This is a genomic window from Sphaerimonospora sp. CA-214678 (assembly GCF_050942215.1).
In the GTDB taxonomy this organism is placed as follows: domain Bacteria; phylum Actinomycetota; class Actinomycetes; order Streptosporangiales; family Streptosporangiaceae; genus Sphaerimonospora.
This window is the reverse complement of sequence record NZ_CP192056.1, coordinates 5,711,363-5,725,490: the sequence shown is the minus strand read 5'-3', so window position 1 is coordinate 5,725,490 and position 14,128 is coordinate 5,711,363. Positions and strand designations below refer to the sequence as shown.

Below are 14,128 nucleotides of genomic sequence, written 5' to 3'. Positions count from 1 at the left end.
GCAGAGCACGGACGGCACCTGCCGGACACACCCTTGTCTCTCGACCATCACAGGGCCCGGCTCGCCATCGGCGAGACCGGGCCTCCGTCATTCCGTCGGCGCTCTGACATGGCGTGTCAACGGAATCTTCGCTGGTCAGAGGGCCTGATATGCCCTGATATGCAACTTGGCTTGCGCTTGCACTCACAGGGGTAGAGTGCTAAACACATGGTTGGCACTCTGAGGTCGAGAGTGACAGCAACCAGGATCGAGGCGATGGGGTCCCCGAAGGGAGAGCGGGCCCATGCCGTCGCGGGCGTCGGCTCGGTCCAGTGAAGCCACCCTGCTACTGGGAGGTCTAGCCTTATGGCAGCCAAGATGATCGCGTTTGACGAGGACGCCCGGCGCGGTCTCGAGCGTGGTATGAACCAGCTCGCCGACGCCGTGAAGGTGACCCTCGGCCCCCGCGGCCGCAATGTCGTGCTGGAGAAGAAGTGGGGCGCCCCCACGATCACCAATGACGGTGTCTCGATCGCCAAGGAGATCGAGCTCGAGGATCCGTGGGAGAAGATCGGCGCAGAGCTGGTCAAGGAAGTCGCCAAGAAGACCGACGACGTCGCCGGTGACGGCACGACCACCGCCACCGTGCTCGCCCAGGCGCTGGTACGCGAGGGCCTGCGCAACGTGGCGGCGGGCGCCAACCCGATGGGCCTGAAGAAGGGCATCGAGGCCGCCGTCGAGCGCGTCAGCGAGGAGCTCTCCAAGCTGGCCAAGGACGTGGAGACCAAGGAGCAGATCGCCTCCACCGCCTCCATCTCCGCCGCCGACCCCGAGATCGGCTCGCTCATCGCCGAGGCGATGGACAAGGTCGGCAAGGAAGGCGTCATCACCGTCGAGGAGAGCAACACCTTCGGCCTGGAGCTGGAGCTCACCGAGGGCATGCGCTTCGACAAGGGCTACGTCTCCGGCTACTTCGTGACCGACCCCGAGCGCATGGAGGCGGTCTTCGAAGACCCCTACATCCTCATCGTCAACTCGAAGATCTCCGCGAACAAGGACCTGCTCCCGCTGCTGGACAAGGTCGTTCAGTCGGGCAAGCCGCTGGTCATCATCGCCGAGGACGTCGAGGGCGAGGCCCTGGCGACCCTGGTGGTCAACAAGATCCGCGGTCTGTTCAAGTCCGTCGCCGTCAAGGCACCCGGCTTCGGCGACCGTCGTAAGGCCATGCTGGGCGACATCGCCATCCTCGCCGGTGGCCAGGTCATCTCCGAGGAGGTCGGTCTCAAGCTGGAGAACGCGACCCTCGACCTGCTCGGCCGCGCCCGCAAGGTCGTCATCACCAAGGACGAGACCACCATCGTCGACGGTGCCGGCGACCCCGAGCAGATCTCCGGCCGGGTGAACGAGATCCGCGCCGAGATCGAGCGGACCGACTCCGACTACGACCGCGAGAAGCTCCAGGAGCGCCTCGCCAAGCTGGCCGGCGGCGTCGCCGTCATCAAGGCCGGCGCGGCCACCGAGGTCGAGCTGAAGGAGCGCAAGCACCGCATCGAGGACGCCGTCCGCAACGCGAAGGCCGCCGTCGAGGAGGGGATCGTCCCCGGTGGTGGCGTGGCGCTGCTGCAGGCGGGCGCCAAGGCCTTCGACAAGCTGGAGCTGGGTGGCGACGAGGCGACCGGTGCCGCGATCGTCCGCAAGGCGCTGGAGGAGCCGCTGAAGCAGATCGCCGTCAACGCCGGCCTCGAGGGCGGCGTCGTGGTGGAGAAGGTCCGCAACCTTCCCGCCGGCGAGGGCCTCAACGCGGCCACCGGCGAGTACGTGAACATGTTCGAGTCGGGCATCATCGACCCGGCCAAGGTGACGCGTTCCGCGCTGCAGAACGCGGCGTCCATCGCGGCGCTGTTCCTCACCACCGAGGCCGTCATCGCCGAGAAGCCCGAGAAGGAGAAGGCCCCGGCCATGCCCGGTGGCGGCGACATGGACTTCTAGTCCTCTCGCTCTCCTTGCCGGAGCCACGAGAAGGGGCGGATTCCCGGTTGTCCCGGGAGCCGCCCCTTCCGCTGTCCCGGACGGAACGCCACGCGCTTCTGTTCTCCGGCGGCGGCTCGACCCGGCCGCCCCGCCGCGGCTGCCCGGCCTCCGCCCCACGCGTGGTGGGCGAGCGACGTCGTCAGCTCGCGAGCTGGGCGGGCAGGGGCCGGGCGTGGAGGACCGTCAGTGAGGTGACGGCACGGGTGAGCACCACGTAGAGGCGGGCCAGGCCGCGGTCTTCCGCCGCCACGACGTCGGCGGGCTCCACCAGGACGACATGGTCGTACTCGAGGCCCTTGGCGAGCGTGGCGGGGACGATGAGCACCCGGTCGTCGGCCGCCGAGTCGCTCGCCGGAGCCGCTCCGCCGCCGAGCTCGGTGACGCCGTCGAGCTCGGTGACGCCGCCAAGGGCCGCCGAGACGGCGGGCACCGCGGCGTCGGGCACGATGACGCCGATCGAGCCCTCCCGGCCGAGGGCCTCCCGTACGGCCTCGGGCACGGCTGCGACGGCGTCGGGCACGTGCCGTACGGTCAGCGAGCCCGTGCCGGGGCGCAGCGACCGCGGGGCGGCCAGGTCCGGCGCGACCGAGGGGAGCAGCCTGGCGGCGAAGTCGAGGATCTCACGCGGAACGCGGAATCCGACGGTGAGCTCGGTGACCTCCCCGTCGGGCTGCCCGAGATGGTCGAGCACGGTCTTCCACGACGTCGCGGACCAGGGTGTGGTGCCCTGCGCGAGGTCGCCCAGGATCGTCGCCGAGCCCGTACGGCACCGCCGCCCGAGCGCGCGAAGCTGCATGGCCGACAGGTCCTGGGCCTCGTCGACGACGAGGTGACCATGCGAGGGCGTCCGTTCTATGAGGTCGTTCAGCTCGTCGAGCAGGGCCGCGTCGGCCGCCGACCACTTGGCCGAGCGGTGCGTCCGGTACGGCTTGCGCCACGAGATCAGCTCTCGTTCCTCCGCCGACAGATCGGTCTTGGCCGCCCTGGCCAGGAACTCGGCGTCCGACAGCAGCCGGAAGAGCACCTGCTCGGCGGTGAGCTTCGGCCACACCTGGTCGAGAACGGCCTTCACCGGCTTCGACCGCGCCACCGCGTCCTGCACCCGGTCGTCCGGCGACTCGCCGCGGTGTTCCATCCGCACCAGCACGGCGTGGGCGAGCCGCTGGGCGAGGATCGTGCGGCCGGGGCCGTACCTGGTCGTGCCGCGCAGCGCGGCGACCATCTCGCGCACCTCGTGCTCGGGCACCCGGTAGCGGTTGGCGCCCTTGGTGACCAGCAGCCCCTCCTCAGGCTTGCCGACGTGGAGCCACAGCGCCCGTTCCAGGACGGCGGCCATCCGTCCGTCGCCCTTGACCGCTGACACGGCGGGGTCCTCCGGATGGGTGTGGCCGCCGAGAACGCCGGTCACGGTCTTCTGGTCGACCCGCACCTCGCCGAGCGCGGGCAGCACGGAGGAGATGTAGGAGAGGAAGGCCCGGTTGGGGCCCACGACCATCACGCCGGACCGGGTGAGCCGCTCCCGGTGGGTGAACAGGAGGTAGGCGGCCCGGTGCAGCCCCACGGCGGTCTTCCCGGTGCCGGGGGCGCCCTGGACGCAGACCGTGACGCCGAGGTCGGCGCGGACGATCTCGTCCTGGTCGGGCTGGATGGTCGCGACGATGTCGCGCATCGGCCCGCTGCGCGGCCGCTCGATCTCCCGTAGCAGCAGCGAGCTCTGCTCGGGCAGCGGGTTCGCGGGCGGGCCGTCGCCGAGCGGCTCGTCCTCGTACGCCGTGAGGTCGCCGCCCTGGTAGCCGAACCGGCGACGGAGCGCGACGCCCATCGGGTCGGCGGGGCCGGCCTGGTAGAACGCGCGGGAGACCGGCGCCCGCCAGTCGATCACGAGTGGGCGGCTGCGGTCGTCGTGCACGTGCCGCCGCCCGACGTAGATCGTGCCGGGCAGGCCGTCGTCGGCGGAGCGGTCCAGACGGCCGAAGAAGAGCGGGGCGTCCGGGTGATCGGCCAAGGCGGCGACCCGCTGGTCGAGCAGGCCCTGGAGGATCTCCCGGGAGACCCAGTCGCCGGCCGCGTCCGCCGAGAGGGAGCGAGCGTGCTCGCGCATCGCGCGCAACGCGGCGCGCGCGGCCGCGAGATGGGCACGTTCGGCGTCGAGCACGTCTGCGGGCATGTCTACGGGCACGCGAAAGCTCCTCCGGAACGCAGGGAAAGCTACGAGCTTATCGCTGTGGGTTCGTGATCTGAAATGTTTTTTCCGTGCGTGTCGCCGCTTCCCGGCGTGGGTATCAGACGCGCTGGTACCTCACCCGACCGGTCGACCGCCGCCTCAATGGGGCGATATTTGGTGATTTGTCGGGATAGTGGGGTGTCTATGCGAGGAGGTGAGAAGCGTGGCCCGAACCGCTGGGATCTCCTGGACCTAGGAAGTGTCCGACACGGACATGACCTGTGAAAGCCGACCTAGGTCGAGAAGACCCACCGGACACCCTTCGGCCGCCACGCGACGGTGGCGAGGGTGTCTCGGGGTCACTTCGCTCGCTTCTCCTCACCGACGTCGTCCGCGTCGATGATGTGGTACGCGTAGCCCTGCTCGGCGAGGAAACGCTGCCGGTGGGCGGCGAAGTCCTGATCGACGGTGTCACGGCTGACGATCGAGTAGAAGCACGCGCCGCCGCCGTCGGCCTTCGGCCGGAGCACGCGGCCGAGCCGCTGCGCCTCTTCCTGACGTGAGCCGAAGGTGCCGGAGACCTGGATGGCCACGGCCGCCTCCGGCAGGTCGATGGAGAAGTTGGCCACCTTCGACACCACGAGCACCGGGATCTCCCTGTCGCGGAACGCCTGGAACAGCCGCTCCCGCTCCCTGACCCGGGTCTCGCCCTTGATCACCGGTGCGTCGAGGTGCTCGCCCAGCTCGTCGAGTTGGTCGATGTACTGCCCGATGACCAGCACCTGCTCGCCCGCGTGCCGCCGCACCAGCGCCTCGGCCACCCGGAGCTTCGAGGGCGTGGTCGCGCAGAACCGGTAGCGCTCGTCGGCCTCGGTCATCGCGTACGCCAGCCGTTCCTGGTCGCTCAGCGTCACGCGCACCTCAACGCACTCGGCCGGGGCGATCCAGCCCTGGTTCTCCATCTCCTTCCACGGCGCGTCGTACCGCTTGGGGCCGATGAGCGAGAAGACGTCGCCCTCGCGGCCGTCCTCGCGCACCAGGGTGGCGGTCAGGCCGACCCGGCGGCGCGCCTGGAGATCGGCCGTCATCCGGAAGATCGGCGCGGGCAGCAGGTGGACCTCGTCGTAGACGATCAGTCCCCAGTCGCGGGCGTCGAACAGCTCCAGATGCCGGTACGTGCCCTGCCGCCGGGTCGTCATCACCTGATAGGTGGCGATGGTCACCGGGCGGATCTCCTTCTTCGCCCCGGTGTACTCGCCGATCTCGTCCTCGGTGAGCGAGGTCCGCCTGATCAGCTCCTGCTTCCACTGGTGGGCCGAGACCGTGTTGGTGACCAGGATGAGCGTGGTGGCACGCGCGTGGGCCATCGCCGCCGCCCCCACGATGGTCTTGCCCGCGCCGCAGGGCAGGACGACCACGCCGGAGCCGCCGTTCCAGAACGCGTCGGCCGCCTCCTTCTGGTACGGCCGCAGCGACCAGCCCTCCTCCCGGAGCTCGATGGGGTGATGCTCGCCGTCGACGTAGCCGGCCAGGTCCTCGGCCGGCCAGCCGAGCTTGAGCAGCAGCTGCTTGATGTTGCCGCGCTCGGAGGGGTGCACGGCCACCGCGTCGGCGCTGAGCCGTTCGCCCAGCAGCGGCTGCACCTTCTTGGACCGGAGCACCTCCTCGAGCACGGCGCGATCGGAGGTGGCGAGGACCAGGCCCCGGGTCGGATGCTTCTCCAGCCGCAGCCTGCCGTACCTCGCCATCGTCTCCGCGACGTCGACCAGCATCGCGTGCGGCACTGGATAGCGGCTGTAGGTGATCAGCGCGTCGACCACCTGCTCGGCGTCGTGCCCGGCGGCCCGGGCGTTCCACAGCGCCAGCGGGGTCACCCGATAGGTGTGGACATGCTCGGGGGCGCGCTCCAGCTCGGCGAACGGCGCGATCGCCTTGCGGCACTCGTCTGCGAGCTCGTGATCGACCTCGAGCAGCAGTGTCTTGTCCGACTGGACGATCAGCGGCCCGGCCATCCCCGTCATGTCGATCCCCACTCCCCTCGTACGGCTGACGCCTATCCAACACGTGACCAGGACGGATCAGTCCCCGTCGGTGGAACTCGGCCGGCAGGAGTCAGTCCAGGTAGCCGTTGGCCCCGAAATAGATCAGCGTCCCGATCCCGATGACGAGCAGCCCGACGTTGATGCCGATCGATACCCACGTCCATTTCAGCAGACGCCTGGCCGTGTCGGGCTGGGTGTCCACTTTGCTGAGCGCGATCCCGGACAGGATGGCGCCCGCGATGCCGCCGAGGGACACGTAGCAGCTCAGGGCCAGCACGAGGCTGACGACGAGACCGACGATTGCGTGTGTGCGCGGTCCTTCCTGCCGCGGCGGGTAGCCGCCGGGAGGGTAGTACCCGTACTGGTTCTGGTAGGGGCCCGGTCCGGGCGGCGGGTAGTACCCGTACTGCTGGTTGGGGTCCGGCCCGTGGTTCGGATCGTACCCGGGCGGCGGACCGCCGTGCTGCTGCCGGCCATAGGGGTCCTGATCCGGGGGAGGACCGTAGGGGTTGGACGGGTTCTGCCAATCCTGCGGGTCGTGGCCGGGCTGTGGTGGGGTCGTCACCTTAGATTCCTTCGCTGTATGAGAAGTCCAAGGTTTACCAACATATGGGGAAAGGGTTAAGACCTGATGTCCGTGATGCCGGTGATCCGGCTGAGGGCGAAACGGTGAATGGTGGCCCGGGTCTCGTCGTACGCCGTGAGGTAGCCGCCCTCCACCCGAGCGGGTTCGAGTATGCGGCTCGTGGCGTGGCCCTGGGAGTCGAGATAGCCGATCCAGACCCGCGATCCCTCTCTGATCGCCTCCCGGAGGGCGTCGATGGTGGTGCTCGAAGGCGACCGCGGCACCTCGCCTCCGGGATCCGGCGCCGGATGCCTGCGCGCCAGGTGCGCCTCGTCGCCGGCGCGTACGGCTCGTACGGCGGCGGCCACCAGGTCGGACTGATCGGTCTGTGCGCCGGTGGCGATCGACGTGAATGCGGACGGGGGCGTCACCGTCCGCCGGGCGTCGGCCCGCGTCACCAGAACGTCGCCGTCGCTCGACTCGGCCATCGGGGAGTAGCCCATCGCGCGCAGCGAGTCGATCAGCGCGGCCCGGGACGTCTTGGACGCCAGCACGGTCGGCGCGAGCCGTCGTAGCCGCAGCAGTGCGGCCCGCCGGTCGGCCAGCACCTCGTCGAGGACCGCCGGATCGTCGCACCGGACATAGGCGGAGGCGGTGCCGACCCGGATGCGCCCGTGCCGCCGGGCCACGTCGGTCACCAGATAGCGCAGCGGCTGGGGGACCGGGGTGGCCGAGTGCCGCTCCAGCACGGAGATCAGCTCGTCGGCCGACCGCCCCGCGTCGAGCGCCCGCCTGATCGAGGTCTCCCCGAAGCGGTAGACCGTCGCGCCCCCTTTCGACTCGACGTCGGCCATGAGCGCGATCTGACGCTGGAGGTCGGTGGTCAGCGGTCCCGGCGCCACGGCCGTGAGATCGGCCTGCAGCAGCACATGGTCGACCGGTCGGGGCAGCAGCGGCGCGAGCAGCTCGGCCGCCGTGTCACCGCCGTCTCTCCTGCCTCGCCGGTCCTTCTTATTCCGCTTATCTTCCTTGTTCCGCTCGTTCCCGCTGCCTCGGCGCGGTTTCCGTACGGCACCGAGGGCGGCGCCGTGCGCCGACAGCACGCCCAGCCCGGTCACGCCGAGATGCTCGGCCTCGCGCAGGGCGAGCTCGACGATCCGGTCGAGCCGCGTGACCCGCTGCCGTGGCCGTTCCCACGCCAGCCGGGCCAGCACGGACTCGACGGTCGGCGCGACGCCGGGGGCCGCCGACGCGAGCACGCTCAGCACCTGCGCCCGTACCCGGCCTGCGCCCGCCCGGCGCAGGCCCGGATGCAGGGCGTTCAGCGGCCGGTCGCGCTCGTCGCGCTCACCGATCAGGCCGGGCACGCGGTCCATGCCCACCCAGGCGGCCGCGAGCCCGGCCCACCGGTCTGCGACGGCCCTGATCCGCCACGAGTCGTAGGCGTCGGTCGGCAGCCACTCCCCGTCTCCGTCCGCGATCAACCCGGCCGCGTGCGCGACCTCCACCACCAGGCCGGCGACCCACTCGGGCACGTCGAGTGTCTGTGTGACGCGCTTCAGGTCACGTATGGCCAGGCCCCCCGCCCGCAGCACTCCGGGCGGGTCGGCGCTCCACCACTCGCACAGCTCCTCGACCGTGCGGACGAACATGAACGCCTGCCCGGCGGCGGTGCGGCCGGCCAGGCCGGGGTCGCGTACGGTGCCGACCGGCTCGGGCGGCTGGGGGGACAGGTTCCGGTGGAGGCGGCCGTTCCGCAGGAACAGGGCGACCTCACGGGGCAGGGCGACGGCCTCTTCCCCGGTCGCGCCGATCAGGCCGCGGGCGAGGAGCTGGTCGATGGGCGTTCGCGCCGTGGCGGCGGTCACCTCGCGCCGTGCGTTGGGCAGCCGCCCGCTCGCCGGACCCCAGGTGAGGTCGTCGAGGGCGGCGCGGGCCTGGGGCGAGACCTCGGCGACGAGACGGGCGACCGTGGCGGGGTCGGACAGCCGGGTGACCAGCCGCTCCGCCGGGGCGCTGCCGTTCCTTCGCGGGCTCCCGTCCCTCCGCGCCGCTGACGGCATCGCCGCGAGCATCGCCTCTATCCGCTCGGGCGGGTGATGACGGAACACCTCTGCGGCCGGCGGCCCGAGCCCGGCGGGGGGGTCGAGCGCCTCGGCGACGCCCGGAGCCGGCAGCGGCACGCCGTCGACACCGCCGTCCTGGCCGTCGCCCGTGTGCGGGTCGTAGACGAGGGCGTTCTCGCGGAGCCGGTCGAGTGCCGTCTCGAGTGCGGTCTCGACGGCTCTTTCGAGCGCGGCTCCCGGCGCGGTTTCGTGCGCCGGTCCGGGTGCCGCTTCCGACGCGGTTTCGTGCGCCGGTCCGGGTATCGCTTCCGGCGCTGGTCCGGGTGCCGGCTCCGGCACCGTCGCCGGCATGCGGTACGGCGCGAGATCACCGCTCTCACCGTCCGTGTCGTACGAGGCCCGGACCAGCAGAGACCGCAGGTCGGCGCGGCCGGGCCGAACCACCACGAGGGTTTCGAGCACGCAGAGCGTGAACCTGTCGAGCCGGTCGAGTGCGCGGCCGAGGGCGGACGGGCTGCTCGCGCGGGCGGCGAGGCCGTCGATGTCGGCGGGAACGGGCGTGACGAGTTCAGGCCGTGCCGTCACGAGCGCTCTGAGCTGCTCGTCAGAGCGGCAGCGCAGCCACTCGGTGAACTCCCTGCCCTTCATCCGTTCCATCGTATGGCCGGTCCTTGAAGCGAGGCTTCTGAATCCCGCCCGGAAGAAGGGTCCACGTGGTCCCTCTGTGGGCATAACCTACATCCATCACCTTCACGACAGTCTGAACGAGGTCAGCTCTGTGCCGAGTGGCAAGGTCAAGTGGTACGACGCCGACAAGGGGTTCGGCTTTCTCACGCGCGACGACGGCGGCGAGGTCTTCGTGCACTCTTCTGCGCTGCCCAAGGGCGTGGAGGCGTTGAAGCCAGGACAGAAGGTCGAGTTCGGTGTGGCCGAGAGCCGCCGAGGTCAACAGGCGCTGTCCGTTCGGCTGGTCGAGCAGCCGCCCACGCTGGCCAGGTCTCCCAGGAGCAAGGCCAAGCGGAAGAAACCGGACGAGTTGGTCGTCATCGTCGAGGATCTGATCAAGTTGCTCGACGATATATCCGACTCCTACCAACGGGGCAAGCATCCGGACGCCGCGCACGCCAAGAAGGTGGCCACCGTGCTGAGGGCCGTAGCAGACGATCTGGACGCCTGACTTCCTGCTTCTTGCCGAGGGGCGGATAAGTTTGGTCTCAGCGTGGGTGAAAATGGAGTGTGAGTCGAACCCGAATCCGTAGCACTCCAGTCGATGCGGCCTGTGCGGCGGCGGTGGATCTCGCCCGTACGGCCGTCGAAGCGATCGCGCGACCCGGTGAGGTCGGCGAGCATCTGGGCTTCGACAGCGAGGGCGACCGGGTCGTGACCCACTACTTCGAGTGTCTGGACCGGGCCTACCGGGGCTGGCGCTGGGCGAGCACCGTGGTCCGCGCCTCCCGTGCCCGAAACGTGACCGTGAGCGAGACCGTGCTGCTGCCCGGGGCCGGCGCGCTGCTCGCGCCGCGCTGGGTGCCGTGGAACGAGCGGCTGCGCCCGGGCGACCTCGGTGTGGGCGACCTGCTGCCGGTCGAGGCCGACGACGACCGGCTGGTCCCGGGGTACACCGCGACCGATGAGGACGCCGACCGCGAGGCGGTCCTCGAGCCGGGCCTCGGCCGCGCCCGCGTGCTGTCGCCGATCGGCCGCGACCTCGCGGCGCACCGCTGGCGCTCGGGGGAGCCCGGCCCGGACGCGCCGATCGCGCATGCGGCGCCGGCGCAGTGCTCCACCTGCGGCTTCTACTGGCCGCTCGCCGGTGTCCTCGGGCGCGCGTTCGGCGTGTGCGCCAACGAGTACGCCCCGGACGACGGCCGCGTGGTCTCTGTCGATCACGGTTGCGGCGCCCATTCCGAGGCGACCACGGTACCCTCGATGATCGCGGAACCTCCGCCCCCGATTCTGGACGACATGGGCTACGACCTGATGGACCAAGCCTGATCATGTATGACCTGGACCTGTGCGCCGCGCGCCTGCGTGAGACGGTTCTCGCGGCGTGGACGGCCTCGCCGGCCCGATTCCGCGAGGACGCCAACGCCGAGGAGGACTTCGCGCTCGGCGGTTACCGCGATCGCCTGGTCGTGGAGCTGGCCCAGAACGCCGCCGACGCCGCGCTGCGCGCGGGTGTGCCCGGGCGACTGCGGCTGGAGCTGCGCGACGGCGTGCTGTTCGCCGCCAACGTCGGCGCGCCGCTCGACGCGACGGGCGTCGAGGGCCTGAGCACGCTGCGCGTCTCCGGGAAACGGGACGAGGCCGGGGCCGCCGGCCGGTTCGGCGTCGGCTTCGCCGCGGTGGTGTCGGTCACCGACGCTCCCGCCATCGCCTCCCGCGTGCTGGGCTCCGGTGAGAGCAGCGGGGTGCGCTGGTGCCGGGACGAGACCGCCGCGCTCGTGGCCGGTCGCCCCGAGCTCGCCGCCGAGCTGGCCGGTCGCGCGGGGCATGTGCCGCTGCTCCGCCTGCCGTTCCCTGACGACTCGCTCGCCGTCCCCGACGGCTTCGACACGGTCGTACGGCTCCCGCTGCGCGACGAGGCGGCCGAGCGGGCCGTACGGCACATGCTGGAGGAGGCCGGCCCGGCGCTGCCGCTGGCGATGCCGGCGCTGGCGGTCATCGAGATCGAGGTCGAGGGGCGGAGCCGGGAGATCTCCGCCGAGGGGTGGCACGTGGTCGCCGAGTCGGGCGCCTTCACCCCCGAGCAGGTGGCCGAGCTGTTCGCCGACCGTCCCACCGAGGAGCGGGCCAGACCCTACTGGGAGGTCCGCTGGGCCGTACGGCCACGGCCCGGCGCGGCGGGCGGCGGCGACGTCCCGCGCGTCGTGCACGCGCCGACGCCGAGCGACGAGCCGCTCGACCTGCCCGCGCTGCTCATCGCCACGTTCCCGATGACGACGGACCGGCGGCACGTGGCCTCGGGGCCGCTCGCCGACTTCCTGGTCCAGCGGGCGGCCGAGGCGTACGTCCGGCTGCTGGGGGAGCTGCCGCGTACCCCCGAGCTGCTCGATCTCGTGCCCGGAATGATGGGCAAGGGGGCGCTCGACGCGGCGATCCGCCAGGAGATCATCCGGCTGCTGCCGGACACCCCGCTGCTGCCCGCCATCGGCGAGGACGACCCCGTGCCGGGGAACCAGGCGCGTGCGGTCCTCGGCTCGGCCGAGTTCCTGGAGAAGATCGCCGGTGTCGTCCCAGGACTGCTGCCCGCCGGATGGGCCTCACGTCATCCGGCGCTGACCACGCTCGGCGTCCGGCGGGTGGAGCTCGCCGACGTGGTGGACATGCTGACCGGCGACGCGGTGGAGGACCGGGATCCGGCGTGGTGGCGGTCGCTGTACGAGGTGCTGCCCGCCGACGACCCGGAGGCGATCGCCGCGGTCGCGGTGCCGCTCGCCGACGGCCGCCTGGTGCGGGGACCGCGCGGCACCCTCATGCTGTCGGGTGTGAGCGGCGGCGCTGTGATCGATCCTGCCGCGCTCGCGCCGCTCGGGCTGCGGATCGTGCACCCGGAGGCCGCCCACCCGCTGCTGCTGCGTCTGGGCGCGGCCGAGGCGACGCCGAGGAGTGTGCTCGACGACCCGCTCACCCACGCCGCCGTGGCCGAGTCGCTGCACAGTGCCGATCCCGAGCCGGTGGCGCAGGCCGTGCTGGCCCTGGTCGAGGCCGCCGGGCTGACGGCGGGGGAGGCGCCGTGGCTGGCGGAACTGGCGCTGCGCGGCGCGGACGGCGAGCTCTATGCGGCGGGCGACCTGCTGCTGGCCGAGGGCTCGCTGGCCCGGCTGATCGATCCCGAGGTGCCGTTCGGCGTGGCGGCGCCGGAGCTGGTGACGAGGTTCGGGCCGAGCGTGCTGACGGCCGCGGGTGTGCTCGACGGGTTCGCGGTCGCCAACGACACGGATGTGCTGCTCGACCCGGCCGACTGCGACCACGATCTCGATCTCGAGGACGAGTGGCTCGATGCGGTGCTCGACCTCCTGCACGATCGGCTGCCCGACCTCGACGTGCCGCCGGTCGCGCCCGAGTTCAGCGCCGTGCGCGACCTGGAGTACGTCGCCGACTGGCCGGCCGCGCTGGCGCTGCTGTCGAGGCCGCCGCTGCGTGCCGTGCTGCGCCCGCTGCGGGTGATCGCCGCCGGGCAGACCGTCGAGGTTCCGTCGTACACGGCGTGGTGGCTGTCACGCCATCCCGTGCTCGACGGCAGGCGCCCCACCTCGCTGCGGCTTCCCTCGGGCGACCCGCTGCTGTTCGGCCTGTACGGCGACGCCCCGGCGGGCATCGACGAGGCGGCGCTCGAGCTCATCGGCGTCAGGTCGTCGCTGGACGCGCTGCTGGCGTCGCACGGGGGCCCCGACGAGCTGCTCGACCTGCTGGCCGACCCGTCGTCGGAGGTCGACCGGGCGCAGTTGCGCGCGCTGTGGATCGCGCTCGCCGCGGTCGATCCCGCCGGAGTCCATCCGCCCGAGGCGGTCAGAGCCGTACAGAAGGGCTCGATCGTGGTCGCGGACGTCGAGGACGGGCGGGGTCCGGTCGTCGTCGAGGCGCCCGACCTGCTGCCGCTGGTGGCGGACCGGCCGCTGGTGCTCGCGCCGTTCGATCTGGCGGAGGCGCTGTCGGAGGTGCTCGACCTGCCGCTGGTCGGCGAGATCGTCACCGGCGCGGTCACCTCGTCGGGAACCGAGCGCCCGGTCCCAGAGGAGGTGCGCTCACTGCTCCCCTCGGCTCCGCCGACCTATGTCGAGCACGAGAACCTGCTGGTGGACGGCACTCCGGTGCCGTGGCGGTTCTTCGAGGGCAAGGTTCACGCTTCGGGGGTCGAGGGCCTGGCCCGGGGGCTCGCCTGGGCGTCCGGTCAGTGGGGCGACCGGCTGGCGGTCGCCGCGCTCCTGCGCGATCCGGGCCGGGTGCCGCTGCTGCTGGCCGAGGCCGATCTCGATCCGGTCGCCTCACTCTGAGGCGTCACGCCGCCGTGAGTCGCGGCGGCGGATGTAGAGGAGGCCGAACACCCCGAGCCCGATGCCGGCGACACAGGTCCAGATCGGACGGCCGTCGGCCGGCTGGACGACCAGCAGGACCACCACGAGGGCGGCCACCCACAGCCCGGTGCCCACGAGGATCGTCGGGGTGTCACGGGTCTGCAGTGGCCGGGGATCGGGCCGGCGCGGTTGGATCACGTGAAGTAGTTTACGCCGAGTCGCCCAGGGGGCACCCTGCTGCGACAAATCGGTCACTAGCCACT

The 14,128-nt window shown here is 71.6% G+C and carries 9 protein-coding genes; 4 read left to right on the top strand and 5 right to left on the bottom strand.

The window, feature by feature from the left end; translation table 11 throughout:
* The first annotated feature begins 345 nt into the window (after window positions 1-345).
* Window positions 346-1,968, top strand: a complete 1,623-nt coding sequence (gene groL, locus ACQP1K_RS25570) for a chaperonin GroEL (RefSeq protein WP_433498236.1) — start codon at window positions 346-348, stop codon at window positions 1,966-1,968.
* Between the two features lie 181 nt (window positions 1,969-2,149).
* Here groL and ACQP1K_RS25565 read toward each other — a convergent pair whose 3' ends face one another.
* From ACQP1K_RS25565 to ACQP1K_RS25550, 4 genes are all read right to left on the bottom strand, one after another.
* The gene (locus ACQP1K_RS25565) at window positions 2,150-4,177 is read right to left on the bottom strand and encodes a HelD family protein (protein ID WP_433501645.1); all 2,028 of its coding nucleotides are present in this window, start codon (window positions 4,175-4,177) and stop codon (window positions 2,150-2,152) included.
* Between the two features lie 356 nt (window positions 4,178-4,533).
* Complete coding sequence (locus ACQP1K_RS25560; protein WP_433498235.1) at window positions 4,534-6,195, bottom strand: DNA repair helicase XPB; 1,662 nt, start codon at window positions 6,193-6,195, stop codon at window positions 4,534-4,536.
* Window positions 6,196-6,286: 91 nt separating this feature from the next.
* Window positions 6,287-6,781 carry an MgtC/SapB family protein gene (locus ACQP1K_RS25555; protein ID WP_433498234.1) on the bottom strand — a complete coding sequence of 165 codons (495 nt, stop codon included), beginning with the start codon at window positions 6,779-6,781 and terminating at the stop codon, window positions 6,287-6,289.
* A gap of 56 nt (window positions 6,782-6,837) precedes the next feature.
* Window positions 6,838-9,495 carry a helicase-associated domain-containing protein gene (locus ACQP1K_RS25550; RefSeq protein ID WP_433498233.1) on the bottom strand — a complete coding sequence of 886 codons (2,658 nt, stop codon included), beginning with the start codon at window positions 9,493-9,495 and terminating at the stop codon, window positions 6,838-6,840.
* A 130-nt stretch (window positions 9,496-9,625) separates the two neighbouring features.
* Here ACQP1K_RS25550 and ACQP1K_RS25545 point away from each other — a divergent pair, with 130 nt between their 5' ends.
* From ACQP1K_RS25545 to ACQP1K_RS25535, 3 genes are read left to right on the top strand one after another with little or no spacing between them, the layout of a single operon-like run.
* The gene (locus ACQP1K_RS25545) at window positions 9,626-10,024 is read left to right on the top strand and encodes a cold-shock protein (protein WP_433498232.1); all 399 of its coding nucleotides are present in this window, start codon (window positions 9,626-9,628) and stop codon (window positions 10,022-10,024) included.
* A 59-nt stretch (window positions 10,025-10,083) separates the two neighbouring features.
* A complete protein-coding gene (locus ACQP1K_RS25540) occupies window positions 10,084-10,842 on the top strand; it encodes a DUF3027 domain-containing protein (protein ID WP_433498231.1) in 759 nt (252 codons plus the stop codon).
* 2 nt (window positions 10,843-10,844) lie between these two features.
* Window positions 10,845-13,844: a sacsin N-terminal ATP-binding-like domain-containing protein gene (locus ACQP1K_RS25535; RefSeq protein WP_433498230.1), complete on the top strand. Its 3,000-nt coding sequence runs from the start codon at window positions 10,845-10,847 to the stop codon at window positions 13,842-13,844.
* On the opposite strand, the gene ACQP1K_RS25530 is transcribed toward ACQP1K_RS25535, so the two are convergent.
* Window positions 13,836-14,063 (bottom strand): DUF2530 domain-containing protein, encoded by a 228-nt coding sequence (locus ACQP1K_RS25530; RefSeq protein WP_433498229.1) that lies wholly within the window; start codon window positions 14,061-14,063, stop codon window positions 13,836-13,838. The two genes, ACQP1K_RS25535 and ACQP1K_RS25530, sit on opposite strands and share 9 nt — an antisense overlap.
* Window positions 14,064-14,128 lie beyond the last annotated feature (65 nt).

Bases quoted from the DNA above. Each gene is read 5' to 3' on its own strand.
- ACQP1K_RS25535 (WP_433498230.1), top strand. From the start codon at position 10,845: ATGTATGACCTGGACCTGTGCGCCGCGCGCCTGCGTGAGACGGTTCTC.
- ACQP1K_RS25560 (WP_433498235.1), bottom strand. From the start codon at position 6,195: ATGACGGGGATGGCCGGGCCGCTGATCGTCCAGTCGGACAAGACACTG.
- groL (WP_433498236.1), top strand. From the start codon at position 346: ATGGCAGCCAAGATGATCGCGTTTGACGAGGACGCCCGGCGCGGTCTC.
- ACQP1K_RS25550 (WP_433498233.1), bottom strand. From the start codon at position 9,495: ATGAAGGGCAGGGAGTTCACCGAGTGGCTGCGCTGCCGCTCTGACGAG.
- ACQP1K_RS25565 (WP_433501645.1), bottom strand. From the start codon at position 4,177: ATGCCCGCAGACGTGCTCGACGCCGAACGTGCCCATCTCGCGGCCGCG.